The 24,320-nt window shown below is 35.3% G+C and carries 21 protein-coding genes; 17 read left to right on the top strand and 4 right to left on the bottom strand.

Annotated features, from left to right (window positions below):
• Positions 1 to 218 precede the first annotated feature (218 nt).
• Together I7822_RS21215 and I7822_RS21210 are read right to left on the bottom strand one after the other, a co-directional pair.
• The gene (locus I7822_RS21215) at positions 219 to 1,409 is read right to left on the bottom strand and encodes an SLC45 family MFS transporter (RefSeq protein ID WP_207981070.1); all 1,191 of its coding nucleotides are present in this window, start codon (positions 1,407 to 1,409) and stop codon (positions 219 to 221) included.
• Positions 1,410 to 1,431: 22 nt separating this feature from the next.
• Positions 1,432 to 2,358 (bottom strand): S66 peptidase family protein, encoded by a 927-nt coding sequence (locus I7822_RS21210; protein ID WP_207981069.1) that lies wholly within the window; start codon positions 2,356 to 2,358, stop codon positions 1,432 to 1,434.
• A gap of 282 nt (positions 2,359 to 2,640) precedes the next feature.
• Between I7822_RS21210 and I7822_RS21205 the strand changes: the two genes are divergently transcribed.
• Both I7822_RS21205 and I7822_RS21200 read left to right on the top strand, forming a co-directional pair.
• Positions 2,641 to 3,156, top strand: a complete 516-nt coding sequence (locus I7822_RS21205; RefSeq protein ID WP_207981068.1) for an HD domain-containing protein — start codon at positions 2,641 to 2,643, stop codon at positions 3,154 to 3,156.
• 215 nt (positions 3,157 to 3,371) lie between these two features.
• Positions 3,372 to 3,764, top strand: coding sequence for a hypothetical protein (locus I7822_RS21200; protein WP_307847835.1), 393 nt, complete (start codon positions 3,372 to 3,374; stop codon positions 3,762 to 3,764).
• A 99-nt stretch (positions 3,765 to 3,863) separates the two neighbouring features.
• On the opposite strand, the gene I7822_RS21195 is transcribed toward I7822_RS21200, so the two are convergent.
• The gene (locus I7822_RS21195; RefSeq protein WP_207981067.1) at positions 3,864 to 4,766 is read right to left on the bottom strand and encodes a phosphotransferase family protein; all 903 of its coding nucleotides are present in this window, start codon (positions 4,764 to 4,766) and stop codon (positions 3,864 to 3,866) included.
• 214 nt (positions 4,767 to 4,980) lie between these two features.
• Between I7822_RS21195 and I7822_RS21190 the strand changes: the two genes are divergently transcribed.
• Together I7822_RS21190 and I7822_RS21185 are read left to right on the top strand one after the other, a co-directional pair.
• Positions 4,981 to 5,811, top strand: coding sequence for an aldo/keto reductase (locus I7822_RS21190; protein WP_207981066.1), 831 nt, complete (start codon positions 4,981 to 4,983; stop codon positions 5,809 to 5,811).
• A gap of 117 nt (positions 5,812 to 5,928) precedes the next feature.
• Positions 5,929 to 6,066: a hypothetical protein gene (locus tag I7822_RS21185; RefSeq protein WP_207981065.1), complete on the top strand. Its 138-nt coding sequence runs from the start codon at positions 5,929 to 5,931 to the stop codon at positions 6,064 to 6,066.
• A 307-nt stretch (positions 6,067 to 6,373) separates the two neighbouring features.
• On the opposite strand, the gene I7822_RS21180 is transcribed toward I7822_RS21185, so the two are convergent.
• Positions 6,374 to 7,270 carry a response regulator transcription factor gene (locus I7822_RS21180; protein ID WP_207981064.1) on the bottom strand — a complete coding sequence of 299 codons (897 nt, stop codon included), beginning with the start codon at positions 7,268 to 7,270 and terminating at the stop codon, positions 6,374 to 6,376.
• Between the two features lie 240 nt (positions 7,271 to 7,510).
• On the opposite strand from I7822_RS21180, the gene I7822_RS21175 reads away from it, so the two are divergent.
• The 13 genes from I7822_RS21175 to I7822_RS21115 all read left to right on the top strand — a co-directional run bounded on the left by I7822_RS21175 (position 7,511) and on the right by I7822_RS21115 (position 24,315).
• Positions 7,511 to 8,755, top strand: a complete 1,245-nt coding sequence (locus I7822_RS21175; RefSeq protein ID WP_207981063.1) for an ABC transporter substrate-binding protein — start codon at positions 7,511 to 7,513, stop codon at positions 8,753 to 8,755.
• 136 nt (positions 8,756 to 8,891) lie between these two features.
• Positions 8,892 to 9,833, top strand: a complete 942-nt coding sequence (locus I7822_RS21170; protein ID WP_243459599.1) for a carbohydrate ABC transporter permease — start codon at positions 8,892 to 8,894, stop codon at positions 9,831 to 9,833.
• A complete protein-coding gene (locus I7822_RS21165) occupies positions 9,834 to 10,679 on the top strand; it encodes a carbohydrate ABC transporter permease (RefSeq protein WP_243459598.1) in 846 nt (281 codons plus the stop codon).
• A gap of 63 nt (positions 10,680 to 10,742) precedes the next feature.
• Positions 10,743 to 12,734: a glycoside hydrolase family 127 protein gene (locus I7822_RS21160; protein WP_207981062.1), complete on the top strand. Its 1,992-nt coding sequence runs from the start codon at positions 10,743 to 10,745 to the stop codon at positions 12,732 to 12,734.
• Between the two features lie 272 nt (positions 12,735 to 13,006).
• Positions 13,007 to 13,144: a hypothetical protein gene (locus I7822_RS21155; RefSeq protein WP_207981061.1), complete on the top strand. Its 138-nt coding sequence runs from the start codon at positions 13,007 to 13,009 to the stop codon at positions 13,142 to 13,144.
• Positions 13,145 to 13,217: 73 nt separating this feature from the next.
• On the top strand, positions 13,218 to 15,578 hold the full coding sequence (locus tag I7822_RS21150; protein ID WP_207981060.1) for a helix-turn-helix domain-containing protein: 2,361 nt from the start codon (positions 13,218 to 13,220) through the stop codon (positions 15,576 to 15,578).
• Positions 15,579 to 15,997: 419 nt separating this feature from the next.
• A complete protein-coding gene (locus tag I7822_RS21145; protein ID WP_207981059.1) occupies positions 15,998 to 17,647 on the top strand; it encodes an ABC transporter substrate-binding protein in 1,650 nt (549 codons plus the stop codon).
• Between the two features lie 57 nt (positions 17,648 to 17,704).
• Entirely contained in the window at positions 17,705 to 18,691 is a 987-nt protein-coding gene (locus I7822_RS21140; protein WP_207981058.1) for an ABC transporter permease, read from the top strand.
• Positions 18,692 to 18,702: 11 nt separating this feature from the next.
• Entirely contained in the window at positions 18,703 to 19,566 is an 864-nt protein-coding gene (locus I7822_RS21135; RefSeq protein WP_207981057.1) for an ABC transporter permease, read from the top strand.
• Positions 19,567 to 19,587: 21 nt separating this feature from the next.
• Positions 19,588 to 20,589, top strand: coding sequence for an ABC transporter ATP-binding protein (locus I7822_RS21130; RefSeq protein ID WP_207981056.1), 1,002 nt, complete (start codon positions 19,588 to 19,590; stop codon positions 20,587 to 20,589).
• Positions 20,555 to 21,520, top strand: coding sequence for an ABC transporter ATP-binding protein (locus I7822_RS21125; protein ID WP_207981055.1), 966 nt, complete (start codon positions 20,555 to 20,557; stop codon positions 21,518 to 21,520). Before I7822_RS21130 ends, I7822_RS21125 begins: the two co-directional genes overlap by 35 nt.
• 2 nt (positions 21,521 to 21,522) lie before the next feature.
• Positions 21,523 to 22,827: a sulfatase-like hydrolase/transferase gene (locus I7822_RS21120; protein WP_207981054.1), complete on the top strand. Its 1,305-nt coding sequence runs from the start codon at positions 21,523 to 21,525 to the stop codon at positions 22,825 to 22,827.
• Positions 22,828 to 22,842: 15 nt separating this feature from the next.
• Complete coding sequence (locus I7822_RS21115; RefSeq protein WP_207981053.1) at positions 22,843 to 24,315, top strand: sulfatase; 1,473 nt, start codon at positions 22,843 to 22,845, stop codon at positions 24,313 to 24,315.
• Positions 24,316 to 24,320 lie beyond the last annotated feature (5 nt).

The raw sequence follows: 24,320 nt of genomic DNA, 5'->3' as shown, positions 1-24,320 counted from the left end.
AGTAAACATATTTCTTAAGAGATTGACTGTTTATATGATAATAACGAAATACTTTATCTACTGTTTACCCTAATAGTTTTTGTTTTAAAAGCAACAATCTCTTAGAAAAGAGCCTTTCTAAAAAACTATTCATAAACAGCTTTAGAGTCCATAGACCTCTTGGGCTGCTTGAATAGAACTCTAAGCAAAAAACAGATATATATAAATTTTTATTTAGTTTAACCATTCAGTTTATGAACCGAAGGAGAATAAGTCTCTGTTTTGTTAACCTTAAGCATACAAAGTAATGCAAGGAGCATACTTCCTGCAGCTGCAAAAAATAATAGTCCAAAGCCAAAAAAATCAACTAAAAGTCCTAAAGTTGGTGGTGAAATGATCGCTGCTAATGAAGAAACGAAATAATATAAACCAGTTCGAGTTCCGTAACTAAGCTCACTCCCAGTTGAAACAATAAAAGGGTAAGCATTGATATTTATAAACCCCCAAAATATTCCACCAACAAATAGAATTGATCTTAGGAAAAAAACGGATTCTACCCAATTTAATAGTAAAAAAATGAAAACCAGGCCTAAGATCCCGGTCACAATCATGTTTTTCTTACCATATTTTGCACCTAATATTCCACTTGGGATTGCGAATAGTACAAAGCTTAATGAAAAGAAGGCCAATGAAAATGCAGAAGAACTTTTTGATAAGCCAAGCTCATTTACTCCATATAGTGTAAATAATGCCTCCATCCCTTGAATTGCAATAAACCAAAAAAAGATAGCAGCTAAGAGGAAAACAGTCTGTTTAGTTAATTCGTTTTTATAGCTTATTTTAGGTGCAGATGTATTTGCATAAGGAATAGCATCACGGTTTTCTTTAATGTTTTTAAAAATAACCCATAATGACACTATAAAGATAACTGAAACCACTAAAAAAGGTAAAAACTCTTCAATACTGAATAAAATAGAACCGACACTTAATGCTAATATTGCACCACAGCCACCCATAAAATTAATAACTCCGTTCGCTTTTGTACGATTAGATTCTGGTGTAATATCAGGCATTAGAGCAATTGTAGGAGAACGAAAAAGGGCCATAGATAAATTCATACATATCATAAAGAGGATTAATGTAAGTAAGCTAGTGTGAAATGGAATAAGCGCAAAAAATAAAGCAGCAATTGGTATACCAAAAAGCAAATAAGGCATACGGCGACCATAGCGTGTATTTGTTCGATCACTAAGATTTCCGATATATGGCTGTAAAAATAAGGCGAAATAATTATCAATCGTCATTAGGAAGCCAATTAATGCCGTGCTTGCAAGATAATCGTTAAGAAAGAATGGAACAAATCCATTATACAATGCCCATCCAAGACTAATGCTAAAAAACCCAAATCCTAATAGCCATGTTTTTTTCATCGCTGTTCTCCTTTAAATTCGATTACTTCCTTGAAACGGTTGGTTCAAGTACTGTTAATCTATTATCTGTCGTATTGAGATTAACAGTAGCACCTATAGGAATAGCAGCTTTATAAAAGCCATGCCCGGTAGCAAGGTTGATCATCAGTGGTTTACCTAAGGGAACTAGCAAATCATTAATCAAATCATTATATGTTTTACCATAAGATACAAGGCAATTCGTACATTCCCCCATAATAATTCCAAGACAATCTTTAAATTTACCTGACATCATTAATTGAGTTAAATACCGAAAAATCGTATTACTAGGTGAATGGGTCTCCTCTAAAAAAAGGATTTTCCCTTGTGTATTCAGTTCATATGGTGTACCAAGAGTATTGACTAACGAAGTCAAATTCCCACCTACGATTGGACCAGTTACATTTCCTGGTACTAAACTCATTTGGGGCATATTCGGTGGATTTTGAATCGTCCTAGGAGAAGTCAATGTAGAAGTTGCTGCAAAGAATTGATTGAAATTATAAGCAGGTGTTTCTACTCTAAAATCAATTAGCATTAGACTGTGGAAGGTAATGATATCACTAGATTGATACAAGCTATTTAACAGTACGGTTATATCACTATAACCAGATATTATTTTAGGGTTCGCTCTTATGACTTCAAAATCGAGGTACGGAAGAATGGTCTGAACCCCTGTCCCTCCTCTAGTGGATAAGATCACTTTGACGCTCGGATTTCTGAACATATTCATGACATCTTCGGCTCTTTGTTGAGCTGGTGCAGCTGTGATGCCCTCATAAGAATAAACATGCCTGCCATAAACGATATTAAACCCTAAATCTCTCAAATATTGGACTCTGGCATTGATAATACTTGCATCAAGAGGACTTCCGGGTGCTACCAATCCAATCGTATCTCCTCTTTGTAACAATGGGGGGCTTATAGCCATAATTTCCTCTCCCTATATTTGCATCGTTTTATGTTTATGATAATACAAGGTATTAAAAGGTAATCTGAAATATGTCATATTCAAAATAACTACTTGCTCTCATTCAATTCAATTTAATACCGGTAAAATAATTTTTGAAACTTCAGCTGACTTAAGATCTGTATGTCCATTTAAGATCCAAGCTGCCTTTTGTGGGCTTTTTCCTTAAGAAGGTATGGCAAATCAGACTAGAAGGAAATATAGTAATGTAAAAAATGAGTAGGCATATAAGGGAGAAGTTCAATGCGTGATGTAAAATTGGTTGATATTTTTAATCATCATATTACTCGAAAGTATGTAATCCGTTCAGGTTTATCTCATGCAATTGCTGTTTCTTATCACTCTTTTCGTTTAGGGAAAGAAAGAGGATTGGACGTTGATAGTGCAGCAAAGGCAGGTTTTCTTCATGACATTGGCCATTACACCTGGTATAAGGATGGTAAGTGGAACTACGACTTATATAAACAGAATGATATTCATGCGATCAAAGGAGCTGAACGAGCTCATAAATTATTAATTCGACTTGGAGAAAACCCCATCAAAGCAAAAGAAATCGCTCTCGCCATATTATTTCATACGGATTCATTTTTACCTGGAGGAAATGTCATTCGAACCCCTCTGCAAACTGTTATTAAATTAGCGGATGAAAAAGATGAAGAAGAAGGCGGTTTACATCACACCCGCACTCTCAGTATAAAACGTGCATTGGAAAGTTTGGAAAGGCTGGACCAGAGGATTGATCATTTAAAGCAAAATTAAATCTGCGGGCAACTCTTCAAAAAATGATGCTGCACTTTTTGAAAGTAAAAATAACACGCATTTTCCACGTGTTCATGAATCATGATTATTAAGCGAATGAGTCAAACGTCGCTTTTTTTAAGAATGAACACCACAAGAACATTTGTTCTTTTGACGAATATCTCACTTCATCTAACAATATGATGAAATATCATCTGTGAAATGAGGGGATAAGGGTGACGAATGAAACTGTAATCACAAGAGAGATGCTTGCTCATTACCTTGAACTCAATCATAAGAAAAAAGAAGTGGAAACAGAACTTGAGGAATTGAAGAAAGTTTTTAATAATTATTTTGATTTGTCGGTGGGCAAAAATGCTAAAGGAGAAATGATCCTGAGGGATTACAAAATACAAAGACAAATAAGAGATACAGTAAAATTCAAACAAGAACAAACCGTTAAAAGATTAGAAGAATTAAATCTGATCGAACTTATACAAAAAAAGCCAGATGAGGGAAAAATAAAATCAGCAATCCAACTAGGATTACTGCATGAAGAGGATCTAGAAGGTTGTAAGACAGTAAATTCTTCCCAAGCCATTTATGTAAAATACTTACCGACCAGGTAAACAAAGAAGGGGTTCTAATCAACCAATAGTAAAAGGGGAATATGTATCATGCACTTACGGTTCTAGACATTATTCCCCTTTTATCAAATGATGCTTTTCTTACTTAAATTCTTTTTTTTGTGTTCCTAAAATGACATCACGAATTTTAGCGATAGAATCCTGTATCTCAACATCTACATTATGTTTGATCGCATATGCTAATCCATTCAGCTCCCGCAGGCATCTGTGTTTTTTTACACGCTCATCGATAGTCGGATCATTAGGAAATGCAGTTCTATATTCATTTAAAACATAGGAATAAAAATCCTCTCCAATATAGTGGTGAGGAACCAAGTCAATGGCTGGGTCACCAATTTTCACTTCACTAAAGTCGATGATCCCAGTGATGTCAGTTTGTTGATGATTCACAAGAATATTTTCATACCATAGATCTCCATGACAAAGCACAGATTTGTGGGAATAAAATGTTTGATCCTGCAACATATCCTCCCACCAATCATTCATCATCAGCATTTCTTTTTTTAATAAATTCGTACTCAATGCGTCATATGTGTTTTCACGTAAATTGGTAAGCTGATTTCGATCGTTTTCTTCCTGAGGGCAGTAATCCTTAAAATGATCTGTAGGAGTCTGGTGGATTAGAGCTATAAATGCTGCTAATTGCTTGGCAATCCTTTTTTTATTTTCCTCCGAAATCACTTTCGGAATAAGTGTCGGCCCAGCTAATTTTTCATACGCAATGATACCATATGGCACTTTTTCAGTATCATAGTGATACCACTTTGGAATTGGAATGTTAATAGGAAATAGTTTGGCTTGGAGCTGTGGAAGAATGTTGTATTCTTTTACATATTGTTTTGCTGTGTCTAAATTTTTGGCAACTCTAATAATGATTCCATACTGATCCTCCAAGACAAGGCTCCCAAATCCTTCACCAATGAACTTTACATCTTTTTTATCTAGCTTTAAATGCAGAAGAGTTGTCTCAAATAAACTTTTCATTAGCTCCTCCATTACGATTAACTATATTTGCTTATTTCATTAAATTATTATTTTCGATCAAACCAAGCGATAACCTTCTTTTATTTACTTAATATGTTCATTTAATAAGATCTGCATTATCGTTGTAACAACATTTACACAAGTCTAAATTGTTTGATTTTGACAGAAACCATGAGAAAATGAAAAAGTAAAAACTAAAGGAGGATTGGGAGAAATGATCAAAAGTTTAAAAGATTTTACAGTCCTACATAACGGTGTGAAAATGCCTTGGTTTGGGTTAGGCGTTTGGAAAGTAGAAGAGGGACAAGAAGTAAGAACGGCTGTAAAAGCGGCCATTAATGCGGGCTACAGAAGCATTGATACAGCAGCTGGTTACGGTAATGAAGAAGGGGTAGGAATGGCCATCAAGGAATCCGGCATTCCACGCGAAGAGCTATTTATTACAACAAAGGTAAAAAATAGTGACCAAGGATATGAATCTACACTAAAAGCCTTTGAAACTAGCATAAAAAAGCTAGATTTAGCGTATTTGGATTTATATTTGGTACATTGGCCTGTAAAAGGGAAGTATAAGGAAACATGGAAAGCCATTGAAAAATTGTATCAGGATGGCCGTATTCGTGCGATTGGTGTCAGTAACTTTCAAATTCATCATTTAGAGGACATAATGCTTGATGCAGAAATCAAGCCAATGGTCAATCAAGTTGAATACCATCCACGTTTATCCCAGCTTGAACTTCGTGATTATTGTAAAAGACATGAGATCCAATTAGAAGCATGGTCTCCACTAATGCAAGGAGAGCTTATCAATCATCCGCTACTAAAGGAAATTGGTGATAGATACAACAAAACTGCAGCCCAAGTCATTTTACGCTGGGATTTACAAAATGAGGTCGTGACCATCCCTAAATCAGTGAAAGAACACCGGATCATTGAAAACGCAAACATCTTTGACTTTGAATTAACTCACGATGATCTAGAGAAAATCAATTCACTTAATGAAGATCGACGCATTGGTCCAGACCCTGATAATTTTAATTTTTAAGATTATGACCTAAAAACAATTACCAGCCCTTCTCCTATTTTTATCTCAAAATAAAGTGTAATGTATGCATCAAAGAATTGACGAGGATAATAATGGGAGGAAGGGAGGGATTTATGAATGAAGAGTCAAGGCATTCCAGAACATAAAATAAATTTCACAGGTGAAGTTGGTCAAGCACTTGATGAAACAACAAAAAGAAAACAAATTGCTTCAAATAAAGAAGCAGATCCAAAGAAGAGCAACCAAAAAGATTAAGAGTTGTAGCAAAAAATATGTAGTGTTTATTTATTTTCAATTTTTTGCAATTCGTTCTTATTGACACAGTATAATTTCTAATTGGAAATCCACGATGCAACAATGGATTTCCATTTTTTAATGGTTATTTACTTGACTGCTTAAATTTGTTTTTTTATTCCTTTCTATCAGATAGGGGGCAGTTCATTTGAGGTGTCGCATTTTTGTTTTTATTGCTCCTGAGTTTAGTAACAAATCCATTCTACTAAATAGTGTTAATAGTTAGGTTACAAAAAACCCGCATGACATGTATCTCTTCAAGTAGTTGTTAATCCATCTCCTTCAAATCCCAACGATGTGTAGTAAGAGACCGGTATTTCTCCGTAAATAACTTAGGAGTTATCTTTTCATAATTCGTAAAGCACTTTATAAAGTAAGAAATATTATTAAACCCTACTTCCTCAGCCACTCGAGAGACTGTTTTATCCGTGTTGATTAGTAATAATTTTGCTTTTTCAATTCTGTAATCGGTCAAGTATTCAAGTGGAGTACAGTTAAAAACCTTTTGCATGCAACGAGAAATGTAGGTGGGGTTATAGCGAAGAGCTTTACCTAAAGTTGAGTAATTTATATGATTTTGGTAATTTCCACGTAAATACATAGCCGCTTTTTCTGCGATAATTCCTGCTGCTGATTTAATAACCGTTTCATCCATTTCTTTGAACAGTTGAAAGATATCTTGAAAATTAGACTGTTCCTTCCAACGTACGGATTCTCCGTCTTGATCCATCATTAAGATGAGGCGTTGTAATAAAGAATAAGTTCTATCTTCAAAAGTCAATCGATGAAATTTAGGTATATGAACCGTAAACTGATTTAATCGTTTGACAGATCTTTCAAAAGAATTTGAATGAAAATACTCAGGCTTACTCACTAACTTCCATTTACCTAAAGCTGTGAAATGAAGCCAATAAAAATGGGTATGCTCTGTACATGGTTGATAGGAAAAATGATGCCCCACTGGATTTAAAAGAAGAGCTTTTCCAGGCTCTACCGCGTATTGTTGACCATCTTCCTCTATGTAAAGTGTTCCTGTTGTCACGAAAATCAAATCAAAAACACCATTGTCTTTTCGGCTTGAATGACCTTCTCCAGGCTGACAAGTTGCCGTACCACAATTGATATAGTGGGGAAAAGGCGGTATATGAAATTGGATAAAATCCATGAAGAATACTCCTTTCCATATTAAACAACAGCATAGTTAATTATAGCACGAGTATTTATAAAGTCAGAATATTGTTATTTTAGGTTATGTTCCTTTATATTAATTTATTTCTTTTACTACTATACTGACATTACTAATATTAGTTCATGAATTTAAGCGCTTACAAAGATTAAATACTTAAATGTTAAATACTAGAGATTACAATTCCTGATTAAGTGCAAAAACACAAGGGGGAGTTCTATGTTAAAGAAGGTAATGTTAACCGTTTTGTTTATGAGTTTCGTCTTTTTAATAGCTTGTTCTGGAGATGCAAGCTCAACTGAAAGTAATAGTAAAAATAAAGCAAATGGCGAAAAAATTTCGATTGATTGGTGGGACCCAGCTACTGGAAAAAATGCTGAAGAGCTAGATAAAATCATCGCTGAATATGAGGAAGAAAATCCAAATGTCGATATTGTCCGTACGTTTACTCCGTTTGCTGATATTAAAAATAAATTGATGATGAGCTCAGCAGCTGGTGAGCTTCCTGATATTACGATCCTTGATAATCCGGCACATCAACCATTTGCTGCTTCTGGGATGCTGGCTGACATTACTGATAAAGTAAAAGAAGCTGGGCTAGAAGACAAGTACTTTGAAGGTCCGTGGTCAACCAATGTTTATGATGGAAAGATATATGGGATCCCGAGCTATAGTAATAATTTGGCACTTTTTTATAATAAGGATTTATTAAAAGAAGCTGGCTATGACGAGCCACCAAAAACGTGGGAAGAATTAAAAGAGATAGCTGCAGCAACAACAAAAGATGGAGTTAGAGGCCTTTCTTTCTCAGCGATCCAAAATGAAGTAGGTGTATTTCATTTTCTTCCTTGGCTATGGCAATCTGGATCAGATCTTACGAATTTAAATAGTGAAGGAACGGTTGAGACTCTCAATCTTTGGAAGGACCTTATAGATAAAGGACATGTGTCACAGGAAGTTCTTTCCTTAGACCAAAATGATCTTGTTCTTACGTTTGCTGCTGGTAGTGAAGCAATGATGGTAAATGGTACTTGGCAGGTGCCAGTTTTAAATGAAGAAGCAAAGATTAACTGGGGTGTAACAACGCTGCCTAAAGGTAAGGAGTCAGGAACAGTTTTAGGTGGATATAACTGGGCAATAACAGAACAATCCGAGCACAAGGATATTGCATGGGATATTATCCAGTTTGCAGAGGAAAAGGAAAGAAAACTAGGGTTCTTAAAAAATGCTGGTTACATTCCTAGTCGGAAGGATTTAATTGATGATCCTCATTGGACAGAAAATGAAGTATTAAATGTTTTTGCTGATAGTATGGAGTTTGCTAAAGCAAGAGCTTACGGTCCTAAGTATGAAGAGATTTCTGTAGAGATTCAATCGATGATTCATTCAGTGATGCAAGGGGATAAGACTCCTGAAGAAGCGGCTAAAGAAGCGGCAAACAAAATTAAGCCATTATTGCCATGATAGTTATGCTGTGAAATACGATGGTGAGATTCATAGAGAGAGACTTATAGGCATTCATAAGTAACGATTCAAGTCTCTCTCTGTTTTTAAAATGGAGGTTCTTCGACAGTTTAATTGAGGGAGGGAAGTAAATAAGATGAAAAAGGTCCAATCAGATGTCATGCTATCAGGACAACAAACAAGCATAGTAAAAAAAACGAAGATTAGAAGTATCAAAACAGAGTATCTATTCTTGCTTCCTGCAGTTGTATTTCTATTATTTTTCATGATTTACCCGATTGTTTATAATCTCTTATTAAGCTTCAAAAACGTTACATTAATGAATTTAGTAGGGATACAGGAGTTTGTCGGGTTATCTAATTATAAAACGGTTCTTAAAGATCCTACGTTTGCTTTATCGATTAAAAATTCGCTAATCTTTACGATCTTAAGTATTGTGTTCCAATTTACGATCGGGCTTGCACTCGCCTTATATTTCAATCGTAAATTTCCCGGTCGTGGAATCATGCGGGCATTGGTCCTTGTCACATGGATGTTGCCTATTGTCGTTGTTGGAGCGATTTTCAATTGGCTTTTCGCTGGAGATTATGGGTTAATTAATTATTTTCTTCAAACGGTAGGAATTATTGACAGTCCGATTCCTTGGTTAGCTAGCAGCAGTACGGCTTTGTATGTAGTGATTATTGCAAATATTTGGATCGGTATTCCGTTTAACATGATCATTTTGTTAGGTGGGTTGCAAGGAATTCCTGAAGAACTTTACGAAGCAGCAAGGATTGATGGGGCGAATAGCATTCAACGGTTTTTCTCGGTAACAATTCCTTTGCTTAAGCCTACGATCATGATCCTGCTGATGTTAGGTATTATTTATACATTTAAAACCTTCGATGTCATCATCGTGATGACAAAGGGCGGACCAAATAACTCAACCTCTCTCATGCCATTTTATGCCTATCAGCTTGCGTTTGAACGATCACAATTTAGTTTAGGGGCGGTTGTTTCCACGATTATGTTTGGGATCTTACTAGTTATTTCCTTGTTCTATTTAAAAAGTATTGGGAAGGAGGAGAGTTTATAGATGATGCAGGTCATAAAGTCCTTCTCTCAGAAAAAGGTTGAAACAATGTTGATTGGAGTCATCGGGGTTGCGATCTTTCTTTTTCCCTTGTACTGGATGTTTATTACATCCATCAAACCAATGAATGAGCTGTTTGTTAGCCCACCTTTATTATTCCCAGATAATCCTACGTGGCAGCCGTATTACGATAATTTTATAGCTGATCACAAAATGATAAAGTATATCGGAAATAGCTTTATCATTGCCATTGGCACAACTGTATTAACTTTTCTTTTAGCTGTACCAGCGTCATATGCCTTAGCACGTTTTAACATAAAGGGTATTGGTTTCGTTTTAATTCTACTCCTAGCGATGCAAATGCTTCCAACTATTATGCTGGCTATGCCTTTATTTGTTTTCTTTGCAAAACTGAACATGTTGAATAGTTTTTCCTCCTTAATCTTAGCCAATACAACAAATGTCCTACCGTTTGCTATCCTTGTACTCCGTCCTTTTTTTAAGGCGCTTCCGAAGGGGTTAGAGGAGGCTGCAGAAATTGATGGATGTAATAAATTCACGACTTTTTTCAAGATTATGCTTCCTTGTATCAAACCAGGGCTTTTAACGATTGGAGTGTTTAGCTTTTTGTTTTCATGGAGCGACTTTTTGTTTGCGTTAACATTAACGACAGATGAATCGATTCGACCTCTGACCTTGGGAATGTATACATTTATGGGTGAATACCTGACTCAATGGAATCAACTCATGGCTGTTGCTACGATTTCAGCAGTTCCAATTATTATCTTATTCATTATTTTGCAAAACTATATTGTAAGTGGAATCACCTCGGGTGCCATGAAGGATTGAGTATGAGCTCTTTCAATCTATCTACCTTAATCATTTATTAAATAAATATAGGAGGACCACCTTATGAGTGAAAAAGTCAAAGGAGAAAGATTAACTCCTTTAGCACATAATCTAGTAAAACTAAACAATTTCTTTTGGGCACAACGACAAAAGACAGTCTTTAACATATCCATACCTTATCAATATCAAGCGTTAAATGACAGCGTTCCAGGGGCTACAGCAAGTAATGCAATTAAAAACTTTCGAATTGCTGCAGGTGAGATGAAGGAAGCATATGGTGGTCGCGTTTTCCAGGATAGTGATGTATACAAATGGCTTGAAGCAGTAGGATATTATTTAGGTGTAGAAGAAAACCCTGAATTAGAGAGCATTGCTGATGAAATCATTGACTTAATTCAAAGAGCACAGCAAGAAGACGGATATGTTAATACTTACTTTACAGTAGCTGCTCCTTTAGAACGCTGGAATAACCTTCGGGATCTACACGAATTATATTGTGCAGGGCATATGATAGAAGCCGCAGTTGCTTATTATCACGGAACAGGAAAAACCAAGTTTTTAACGATTGCTTGTCGTTTTGCTGATTATATTGAAACCGTTTTCGGGTCAGAAACTAGTAAAAAACAAGGCTATGATGGGCATGAAGAAATCGAACTTGCGCTTGTAAAGCTTTTTAAGACTACTGGGGAAGAAAGGTACTTAGCTTTAAGTAAATTTTTTATTGATGAGAGAGGAATGCAGCCCCATTTCTTTGACTCAGAAGAAGAGAATCGGAAACAGGAAGCTACGAAACATGATTATTCATACTATCAAGCACATATGGTTGAATACGACTATGCCTATTTCCAAGCCCATCAGCCAGTAAGGGAGCAAGAAACCGCGGATGGGCATGCCGTAAGGGCAATGTATCTTTATAGTGGAATGATGGATATCGCAATTCATACAGGTGACGGGTCTCTATATAAGGCGTGTAAAAAGTTATGGAATAATATCGTCAGCCGCCGAATGTATGTTACCGGTGGAATTGGCTCAATTGCCCATGGTGAAGCCTTTACGTATGATTATGATCTTCCTAATGACAAGGCCTATACGGAAACTTGTGCAGCGATTGGATTGGTTTTCTTCGCTCAACGTATGCTTCATTATGAAGTAGATCGGGAATACGCCGATGTCATTGAGCGTGTTTTATATAACGGGGCATTAAGCGGGATCTCCCTTGATGGCACTAAATACTTTTATGTAAATCCACTCGAAGTCTGGCCTGAATCTATTGAAAAAAGAAAGGATAATTATAAAAAACGACTGCGCTCTACACGACAAGAATGGTATGGTACGGCATGCTGCCCTCCGAATATTGCACGACTCATTTCTTCATTAGGTCATTATATGTACTCTTCAAATGACCGTGAAGTTTACGCCCATTTATATATAGATAGTGAAGCAAACGTAAAGATAAACGGAAGGAATATATCCATAATTCAAAAAACAAACTATCCTTGGGATGAAACGATACAGATACAGGTAAACCCTGAAAATGAATCAGAGAAGTTTACCTTTGCGCTTCGCATTCCAGGCTGGTGCAGGCAAGCAACACTATCAATTAATGGTAAACTGGTAGATATAAAATCAAGCCTAAAGCAAGGCTATGTCTATCTCGACCGTCTATGGAAAAATGGAGATTCTATTAATCTTCAATTAGCGATGCCCATTGAAAAAATTCAAGCAAATGTAAATGTCAGAGTAAATGCAGGCAAAATGGCCCTCCAAAGGGGTCCAGTCGTATACTGTCTTGAGGAAGTTGACAATGGATCAAACCTTCCAGATATCTCAATTTCTCAACATGCAGAGTTTTCATCTTATTTTGATCATGAGCTTTTAGGTGGAGTAACCGTTATTGAAACAGAAGGAAAACGTGTTAGTAACATGACCGAAGAAGACATTTTATACAAGCCTCTTGAAATCGAAACAAGAACTGTACAGATAAAAGCAGTCCCTTATTTTGCATGGTGTAACCGTACGCCAGGGGAAATGCTTGTTTGGATAAGAAGACATTGATGATAAGTGTTAGGAAAGAAAATAAATAACAAAATCGTTAAATACTAAGAACCAAGGGAAGTTACGTCCTTTGGTTTTTACTATTTATTAGGGTATCTCTTACAAGACCATTTATATTTTCCCACCGTGCAAATGATCAATAGAATTCATTAACCACTCCTGATTTAAGTGATCATATTTTTTCGGAAATTTTGAATAATATATTATTAAGGGAGGATATCTAATTATTTTATCCAATTAGATAGTAAATAAATAAAAGTAAAGGTGGTTGAATGAATGAAAGTATGAAGGGAGGAACATATTTATGTCATAAATCCAATCGAAATCGCTATCAAGCCGCTTCGCGAAGCTCCAATACACCTGATCGTTCTTCAGGAAATATCTGTTTTCTTTGTGTAGAGGATGCATAAATCATTAACATCTCCTTTTTATGATAGCGCTATCATAAAATAAGCTAAATAATAAGTGGAAGGAGGAACGCTTTTGCTAAGAAAAGCACTTTTAAGCTTTCAATTTCGAAGTCTTTTACTAAAAATCTCAATTTGTTTGTGCGTTCTTGTTGTGCTTCCTATTATTTTTATTTGTATTTTTGGTAATTGGTATAGTCAGAGAGTTATTCAAGAGGAGATTGATAAGTCGAGTTTACAAATACTTGATCAGACTAGACGTCTAATGGATTATCAGCTAAATGATATCGATTCTTTCAGTGTACAATTGGCCAATAGTGATCCAGTTACTGAAGCAGTAGAGATAGAGACCTTAACTCAAATGGAACCATTGATACATCGTGTTCAATACTACTTGCGAGATTTTTATATATCTTCACCCTATATTGATTCAATTTATATTTATTATAAAAATCTTAATATGATTCAATCAGCAATAACAGGCTTACAAAGTGTAGAAGAATTTGAGCAAAAAGATATACTGCGTATTTTTGAAAAAATGGATAAGAAAAGAAAATGGCTTTTTTCTGAAAGCATAGAGAAAGAAAATATAAATAAATCTTCATCAAAGGTAACTTTAATTAGACCCATTCCACTTACAGGTGATGCCAATAGTGGAGCAATAATTGTCAATCTTAATCAACAGGTATTGTTTCAAAGTCCATCCGCTCAATTAATGCGAGAAGGTGAAGAAATTTGGATGATTCATCCAAGTGGTAAATATGGATTTGAAACTAGGCAAGGAAAATCATTAACATCAACCGATCTCTCAGAATTATCTTCAAAAATTAATAAAGAGATGACCACTTTTAGAGCGCAATTTCGGGACGAAAAGTATAGTTTCACATCAGTAACATCCCCACAAACTGGATGGAAATATATTTATCTAGTCCCAACAAAAACCTTATATTCTTTTAGTGAAGTAATAAAATGGTTTATGGTTCTTTTATCAACAATATCAATTATTGTATCTATTGTATTTGCAATTATAATTTCAAAAAGGATCTATAATCCTATTCAGTCCTTAATTAAAGTTATTAACGTAAAACTAAATGAAGTTGATCTCAATGGGAATGTAAAAGACAAAGGTGAATTTCCTTATATTATGTCTGCAATTGAGCAATTCTCACAAAAAGAAAAAAATTTGGAAGAACAATTACAGAAGAATTACCCTGTACTTAGGCAAAATTTTATCAATAATTTGTTACATGAAAGAACGGATAAACATCAAGAACGATTAATTAAGCTGCATAAGTATGGAATTCAATTCACATCTTACGGATATTTTGTAGGTGTTTTGAGAATAGATAATTATCCAGAATTTATTAAGCAAAACAATGATTTAGATCAAAGTTTATTAAGATATTTCATTCAGAAAGTTAGTGAAGAGGTTATTATAGATGAATTTCACGTTTTAAGTGTGAACACTGAAAGCAGCGATGTAATTCTTATTTGTAATTTAAAAACAAACATGCAAACAAATGAGGTTCAAAACAGTGCACTTACTATCCTAAAAACAATTAGCCATCACATTTCCTTTCATTTAGATATAACTATTACAATCGGTATTGGACAAATTGTAGGAACAACTGGAGATATATCGAATTCTTACCAAACTGCTATTGAAGCACTTGAATTGAGAGCATATAAGGGAAATGGATCTATCGTTGCCTCATGGCAAATTCAAGCCACAAAAACCATCGATACTTCAATTTTTGAAAAAAGAAAAGAGATTGAAGAAAGTATATTTGTCGCATTAAAAGGAGCAAATTTCAGTATTATTATAGAAAAAATAGACGAGTTTTTTATCTTTATTAAAAGGTTTCAAACTTACCCTTATTCGCTTATACAGCATAATGTATTAGATCTTCTTACCTCCATTGTACAAAAAACATTAGAACTAGGGTTAAAGGTAGACTTAGAACAAGAATTTTCAACATTATATACTAAGGTAATTGGTTTTGAGACCTTAAACCAACTTGAGACTTGGGTAAATGACTATATACATAAATTAATCGGATCGTTAGAAAATGAATTGAAACAGGTAGTTCCAGATGTTACAGAGCAAATTTTGGAATATATACAAACGAATTATAATAAAGAAATATCTTTAAATGGAATTGCTGATAAATTATCCCTAGACCCTTCTTATATAAGTAGATTGTTCAAACAAAAGGTTGGTATGAACTTTATGGAATATCTTATTTCATTGCGTTTAAACTCTGCAAAAGAAATGCTGAAAAACAATACATTAAGTGTAAAAGAAATTGGACAATCAGTTGGTTACTATAACACACATAGCTTTATTCGAATATTTAAAAAATATGAAGGCATAACACCTGGGAAGTATAGAGAAAAGCAAGATCAAAAGCTTCTTGATATTAAGGAAATTTATTAATACGGTTTCTAAATTAAAGGTTGTTTTTATCCCATTTTTAAAAGATGGGATTTACTTTTTTATATGGGATTTAAAAGAACAGGTTTGAAGGGGTGGTCTGAATTACAATCGATTATCCATTTTTAATTTTTTTTAAAATCAAATCAGAGCTTAACTAGGTTTTTAGTCTTAGAAACTGAAACTATATCTGAATTAAGCTACTGCAAAAATGGTACATCAAGTCATTTTAGGTATATACCTTAAGATGAAAAGGCGATTCTATAAGGATTTTTTTTAAAGTGGAAACATGACATCAAAAATCGATCATTTGATTAATAGTCTGACTAGCTTATCATGAAACCAACCAAATAGATGGGAGGGGAAAATCAATCACCTTAAAAAGAAAACGCTTTCAATAATAGAGGGAGGGAATTAAAAGCATGATACAGAGAAAAAAGCAAAGATATATTTTACCACTTATATTCACATTATTAATTAGTTTAATTGTAGGATGTACGAATAGTTCGACTAGTTCACCTACTAATGAAAGCAATAGTAACTCTGATGGAAAGGTACAATTTCATTTAGGAGAAACAATAAATCCAGAGCAAGTATCTAATTTTAACCCTTTGCTAGCAACAGGGAACTGGGAAAATTTATTTCAATATATTTATGAACCATTGTTTTACTTTAATCAAGTCGAAGGAGAATTAATTCCCATAATTGCTACAGATTTAGGAACATGGTCTGAAGATCAAAAAAGTTTCACCATTACGATCAAAGATGGTGTCAAATGGCATGATGGGACTGAATTTTCGGCTGAAGATATACTATATACATTTAATTCTTTAAAGGAAAATAAAGCATTAGATCGTTATCAAATTTGGGGAGATAAACGTTTATCAGAGGTAGTAGTTGAAGGGGACACAGTAGTATTTAAATTAAACGAAAAATTCCCGTCACTTCCATTTTATCTTTCTACTGTTGATATTGTTCCAAAACACATTTTTGAAAAAGAAGATCCTGCCACCTTTTTAAATAAAGAACCAATAGGTACTGGACCATTTGTTTTTAAAAGTGTAAATGAAAGTGCAATAATCCTTGAAAAAAATGCTGAGCATTATAGTACACCTCCAAAAATTGATGAATTAGTGATACAAAGATTCAATAATGCATCAACACTTACTCTAGCACTAGAAAAAGGTGAAGTTCACGCATCTACAGGAACTATTGCAATGCCAAGTATTCCAAAGCTTCTTGAAAACTCAGCAAATAAAATGCAAGTTTACCCAGGACTAACTGTTTTTAGTGTCATTATGAATAATGAGAAACCAGGTCTAGATGATGTTGCAGTTCGTAAAGCAATACAATTAGCGATAGATCGAAAAACATTAATCGAAAAAGGCGAAATGGATGCAGTTTTCCCAGCAAATCCAGGTTTTCTCCCAAAAGTATTTGGAGAAATGGCTGACGATAGCTTATTTGAAAATTCTGATTATAGTTATAACATTGAGCAAGCTATGAAAACGCTTGAAGATGCAGGCTATAAGAAAAATTCAAACGGTATTTATGAGAAAAATGGAAAAGAACTTTCATTTGTATACAATATGGCTTCAAATGCTCCTGCTCAGAACAAAGAGGGGACAATGATCACTCAATGGTTACAGGAAGTAGGCATAAAGACAACAGTTAAATTAGTAACTTGGCCAGAGTTAACAAAACTTGCAATGGCAGGAGATTTCGATTTATTGCAAAATGGTATTGAATTCCCTCCAGATCCACAGGCATCTTTAGAAGTTTTCCACAGCAGTATGACTGCGCCGATTGGAGAAAACACAACTGGTCTAAACTATATGCGTTTTAAAGATGCGGATGTTGATAAATGGTTAGATGAGGCATTTGCAGCTGACCCGGATAAGCGAAAAGAATTATATGCCAAGGTCCAAAAACGCATTGCTGATTTAGCGCCAATTGCTGTTATGTATAATGTTGGAGGCCATGTCCCATATCGAGTTGATAAGTTTACAAATTTTAAAGAGGATGTTCCTGTATTTTCTGCTTTATCCCTCAGCCAAGTAGAATTAAAGTAATACGTTTATAAGGTGAAGGGGTAGTGTAAAGCTACCCCTGGAAGGAGGAGAATCAGCTTGGCTTTTAATCTTGGATATATCTTAAAAAGAATTGGATTCGCGTTAATTACATTTTACGTAGCAATAACCGTTAACTTTTTATTACCACGATTAATGGGTGGAGATCCTGCAGATACTCTAGCTTCAGAAATGGCTCTAGGATCACCTGAAGTTGCAGAAGCATTAAGAAAACAGTTTGGATTAGAAAGCTCAAGTTTGTTTTACCAATATAAGCAATATTTAATTCAACTTTTTCAAGGAAACATGGGAATATCTTATGTGAATTTCCCTGCCCCTGTTACTGAGGTAATGATCAACGCACTTCCTTGGACACTAGGAACGGTTCTAATCGCAACAATATTGAGTTATGGAATTGGATGGATTATTGGCATAAAAGGAGCATGGAAATCAGGTTCTTTCTTTGATAATAGTTCATTATTTGTCTCTTTTTTCTTAAATTCTGTCCCATATTTCTGGATAGGAATAATAATGATTATGATTTTCTCTTTTCATTTAGATTGGTTCCCGTTAGGCAAGGCAATTCCTGCCGACTATGATAGTCTATCCGCTGGAGAGAAGGTAATCTCTATTTTACACCATGCATTTTTACCAGTCGTAACGATGGTTATCGCTTCATTAGCTGGACACATCCTAGTCTTAAGAAACAATTTAATGAGAGTACTAGCTGAAGATTATATGCTCCTTGCAAAAGCCAAGGGTTTATCAACAAATAGAAGAAAATACATGTATGGTGCAAGAAATGCATTGTTACCTTCATTCACCGGCTTAATGATTACTTTAGGCCATGTAATTGGTGGAGCACTTACAATGGAAATCGTATTTTCATATCCCGGGATCGGCTTAGTTACGTTTAATGCTATCCTCAATCATGATTTTCCACTTATTCAAGGATCATTCTTAATTATTGCGATCTCAGTAATTGTTGCAAATTTAATCGCAGATTTAATGTATCCATTAATTGATCCTCGCGTTGCATTGAAATAGGAGGGATTTAGTTGAGTAAAACCAAAAAGTTTCTAACTACATTCTGGGGTGTATTTCCTGGTGTAAAATCAAAAGTTGGCTTAGTTATTTTACTCCTGTTTATTTTGATCGCTTCACTTGGATCACATATTGCCCCATACGAAAAAAATTATATTGGATTTGAATCATGGATAGCACCGTCTACTAAACATTGGCTAGGTACTGATAGTTATGGTCAAGATGTACTATCACAAATGATTTATGGAACACAAACATCACTACTTGTAGGAATTTTAGCAGGTCTAATTACAACAATTATTGGAGTTTTAGTCGGGCTTATAGCTGGCTTTAAGGGAGGTTGGATCGGAGAAGGGTTAATGCGTGTTGTTGACCTATTTTTAATTATTCCAACACTGGCACTAATGATTATACTTGCATCATTTCTACCTTCAATGGGAGTAACAAATACGATTCTTATTATTGGTCTTCTAAGCTGGCTTTATATGGCACGGAGTATTAGGAGTCAAACCATGTCTGAACGTGAAAGTGGCTATGTTGAAGCCGCTCGTATGGCAGGCATGAAGGATACGGAAATCATGTTTAGAGAAATAATGCCTAATATTATGCCGGTTATTCTTGCTAATCAAGTGTTAGTTACGACCCAAGCAGTACTTGCAGAGGCTGGATTAAGCTTCTTAGGACTTGGAGATCCTACTGCAGTTAGTTGGGGAACAATTCTTTCGTTGGCACACGCAAATAACGCCGTAATGTTTAATGCTTGGTGGTGGATTCTGCCTCCTGGCTTAGCAATTGCATTTTTGTGCTTTGGTTTCATCCTAATCGGAAATGGAATACTAGATCGCTATCAAGCGAAAAGAGGGAATGCTGCTTTGTAATAGTCAAGAGGAGGAGAGAGTATGAATGACCTTTTGAGGGTGGAAAACTTAAATATCCAATATGATTCTCCAAGAGGGAAAGTAAATGCAGTAAAAAATATTAGTTTTACGATAAAAAAGGGAGAGATTTTTGGTTTAGTAGGGGAATCAGGCTGTGGAAAATCAACTACTGCCTTTGGAATAAGTCGTCTACTCAGACCCCCAGCACAAATAGCTGGGGGCAGTATAATACTAGATGGAACAGAGCTTACTAATTTAACAGATCAGGAGTTTGATAAGATTCGCTGGTCAAAAATCTCAATTATCCTTCAAAGTGCTATGAACAATTTGAACCCCGTAATTAAAATTCAAGACCAATTAATTGACGCGATATTGGCTCACAAAAAAATGGCAGTAAAAGATGCAGTAAACCATGCAAAGTATTTATTGAATCTGGTTGATATTAGTGAAGAACGCTTAAACAGTTTCCCTCATGAATTGTCTGGGGGAATGCGGCAACGTATTGTCATTGCAATGGCTCTAGCACTTAAACCAGATTTAATCATCATGGATGAACCAACTACTGCATTAGATGTTGTCGTTCAAAATGGCATTATTAAAAAGATTTTGACGTTACAAAAAGAATTCGGTTTTTCAATTTTGTTTATTACTCATGATCTACCTTTAATGCTTGAAATATGTGATCGAGTTGGGGTCATGTATGCAGGTGAGCTTGTAGAAGTAATGAAAAGAGAAGAGTTATTACAAGGAGCTAGACATCCTTATACGAAGGGATTGCTTCAGTCATTTCCACCACTTAAAGGCAAAAAAACTCGCTTAAAAGGGATCCCAGGGCACCCACCTGATTTAATTAACCCACCAAAGGGATGCAACTTTCATCCTAGATGCCCTCATATGATGCCACATTGTAAATTACATGAACCAGAAATTCTTGGAGATGAAAAAGGTTTAGTTGCTTGTCATCTGTATGAAGGAGAGGGTGATACACTTGAGCAAATATCAGCTACAAGTGAAGGAAATTAATAAAGTCTTTTCCTCTGGCTTTTTAATTAATAAAACTCAATTCAAAGCTGTTAATAATGTAAGTTTTAATTTGAAAGCTGGTGAAGTAATTGCCATTGTTGGTGAATCAGGAAGTGGGAAAAGTACGACCGCGAGAATGATTACAAACTTAATTAAACCTACTTCAGGTGAGATATTATTTGAGGGAACAAACATAAAAGAGAAAAAGTTCCAAAAGGAATTACCGGAAAGATTCCAGATGATTTTTCAAGATCCTTTTGCAGCTCTAAACCCCAACCATACAATTGGCTATGCTATTGGTCGACCTTTAAAACTAAAAAATAAAACAGAAGGCTCTATTAGAGAAAAAGTAATAGAGTTATTAACTTTAGTAGGATTAACACCAGCAGAGGACTTTATTGAGAAGTATCCTTATCAGATTTCAGGTGGCCAAAAACAGCGTGTTGTGATTGCTCGAGTATTAGGCCTTGAACCAGAAATAATTGTTGCCGATGAACCTACCTCAATGCTGGATGTATCAATTGGAATTGACATTATGAATCTATTACTAGATTTAAAGGAAAAAAGAAATCTTTCCTACATCTTAATAACACATAATCTTGCTAGTGCTAGGTATATGGCTGATCGTATCATGGTCATGTATGCAGGTGAGATTGTTGAGATTGGAGATTGTGAGGATGTTATTAATTCACCTAAACACCCTTATTCAAAATTACTATTACAATCATCACCAGATCCTTGGCAAACGAATGATGAACAAATAGATTTTATTGAACCATTAGACACGAATAAATTAGATAAAGGTTGTAAGTTTCAATTTAGATGCCCATACGCTACAGAACAATGTCGAAATTCTGAAATTTCACTTTATAAATTAGTGGATGAACGTGAAGTACGTTGTAACTTATATGAAAAAGTGGAGGATAGATAATAGTGGGTAAACCAAATTTCATTATTTTTTATGCAGATGATTTAGGGTATGGTGACTTGGGATGCTATGGATCGGATTCTATAAAAACACCAAACTTGGATGAATTAGCTGAATCTGGAGTCCGTTTTACAGATTGGTATTCCAATTCCCCTGTTTGTTCACCATCCCGTGCTTCATTAATGACAGGGCGTTACCCTGCGAGTTGTGGTGTTAGTCAAATACTTGGGGGGAAAAGGGGCACCTCTGGCTTATCATCTGATCATGTTACATTGGCAAAACGATTAAAATCAGATGGATACAAGACTGGATTGTTTGGGAAATGGCACCTGGGCGTTTCGAAGGAAAGTAGTCCGAATACTCATGGCTTTGATGAGTTTTTTGGCATCCTAGCAGGTTGTGTAGATTATTATTCTCACATATTTTATTGGGAGCAAGGGAATGGTGTGAATCCCGTCCATGATTTATGGGAAAATGAGGACGAAGTATGGCATAACGGGGAATATTTAACAGAACTCATTACAGAAAAGGCCGTTAAATTTATAGAAAAAACTGAAGATGAACCTTTTTTCCTGTATGTTCCATATAATGCACCACACTATCCAATGCATGCACCTAAAGAGTTCTTAGAGCGTTATCCTGAGTTACCGCCTGATCGTAAAATAATGGCGGCAATGATTTCAGCTATGGATGATGGTATAGGCTCAATCATAAAAACGTTAAAGGATCTTAATAAGTATGAAGATACCGTTATCTTCTTTTCAAGTGATAATGGGCCTTCAACAGAATCAAGAAACTTTTTAGATGGAACCGAGGATCTATATTACGGTGGAAGTACTGGGAAATTCCGCGGGCATAAAGCAAGCTTGTTCGAAGGAGGAATAAGAGAACCTGCTATTCTTAGCTATCCGTCGCTCATCTCTAACGGTCAGATATGCAATGGAGTCGGAGTAATGATGGATATCGTCCCTACTTTTTTAGACATAGCAGGAGTCGAAATTCCAGAAGATCATTTACTTGATGGAAAAAGCATTTTGAATATGGTGACCAAAAACCAGCAAAGTCCTCATGAATATATTTGTTGGGAGTATAATGGACAATTTGCGATTCGGAAAGAGAGCTGGAAGCTTGTTCGTAATGGTATGCTCGACTTTTCTAGAAAGCAACCAGATAAGATTCATTTATCAAATTTAAGAGATGATCCAGGTGAACGTACTAATTTAATAAATGAATATCCAGAAATAGTTAATGATCTACAAAAAGAGCTTGATAACTGGATAACTTCTCAACAAATTATTCATCATAAATAAAGGAGTGATGGCATTTTGAAAACCATTATGCTTATGTTTGATTCTTTAAACCGTCATATGCTCCCACCATACGGATGTGATTGGGTTCACGCACCTAATTTTGAACGATTAGCGGAGAGGACAGTTACATTTGCAAAGTGTTTTGCTGGAAGTTTACCTTGTATGCCAGCAAGACGAGAACTGCACACGGGTAGATATAACTTCCTTCATAGGAGTTGGGGGCCTCTGGAACCATTTGATGACTCTATGCCTCAAATTTTAAAAAATAATGGTGTATACTCTCATTTAGTAACCGATCATTATCATTATTGGGAAGATAATAGTGCAACATATCATACGAAATTTAATTCTTGGGAGAGTGTTCGAGGACAAGAGGGTGATGCTTGGAAAGGTCAGGTTAGAGATCCAGAGATCCCAGAGACATTAAACAATCGAAATCCAGAAAGATGCCGGCAGGATTGGATTAATCGTAAGTATATGAATACTGAAGAAAATCATCCAATGACAAACACAATCGGACTTGGGCTTAATTTTATCGAAACGAACCATAAGGAAGATAATTGGTTATTACAAATGGAATGCTTCAGTCCACATGAACCATTTTTCAGCCCTCAAAAGTATAAGGATTTATATCCACATGATTATGATGGGCCCCATTTTGATTGGCCAGGGTATAAACGTGTTGATGAACCTGAAGAAATGGTCAACCACATTCGTTATGAATATGCTGCAGTCGTAAGTATGTGTGATCACAACCTTGGGAAAGTACTCGATCTTATGGACGAACTTAATTTATGGGAAGATACCATGTTAATTGTAAATACTGACCATGGGTTTCTTTTAGGAGAACATGGTTGGTGGGCAAAAAATATCATGCCACAATATAACGAGATTGCTCAAATCCCACTTTTTATATGGGATCCACGGAGTGGAAAAAAAGGGGTTACGAATGAATGCTTAGTTCAGACAATCGATATTGCACCTACTATTTTAGAGTTTTTTCAATTAGAAGCTCCTGAAAATATGATCGGTAAGCCATTGAAAGATACAATCGCTAATAATCTAGAAATTCGGAAGGCTGCTTTATTTGGTATTCACGGGGGACATATCAATTGCACAGATGGCCACTATGTTTATATGAGAGCACCAGTTCAAGAATCTGAAAATCTACTTTATAATTACACATTAATGCCATCATTTGGATTTAATTTCACTCCAATAGAGTTACTTAAGGAAATCGAGTTAGTAGAACCATTTAACTTTACAAAAGGCTGTTCTCTATTAAAAATAAAAGGTTTTAGTTTCATAGACAAAGGAAAGGAATCCTTCGCACATCTGTTATTTGATATTGACAATGATCCAGACCAAGCTAACCCATTAATTAACCCAGAGATCGAAAACAAGATGCAACAACAATTAATCTATTTAATGAATGAACATGATACCCCAATTGAACAGTATGAGAGATTAGGGTTAGTAAGAAATTAAGAAAA

The organism is Metabacillus bambusae, assembly GCF_017497975.1.
Classification (GTDB): domain Bacteria; phylum Bacillota; class Bacilli; order Bacillales; family Bacillaceae; genus Metabacillus; species Metabacillus bambusae.
Note: the sequence above shows the minus strand (reverse complement) of the source record. Positions and strands in the feature narration are given on the sequence as shown.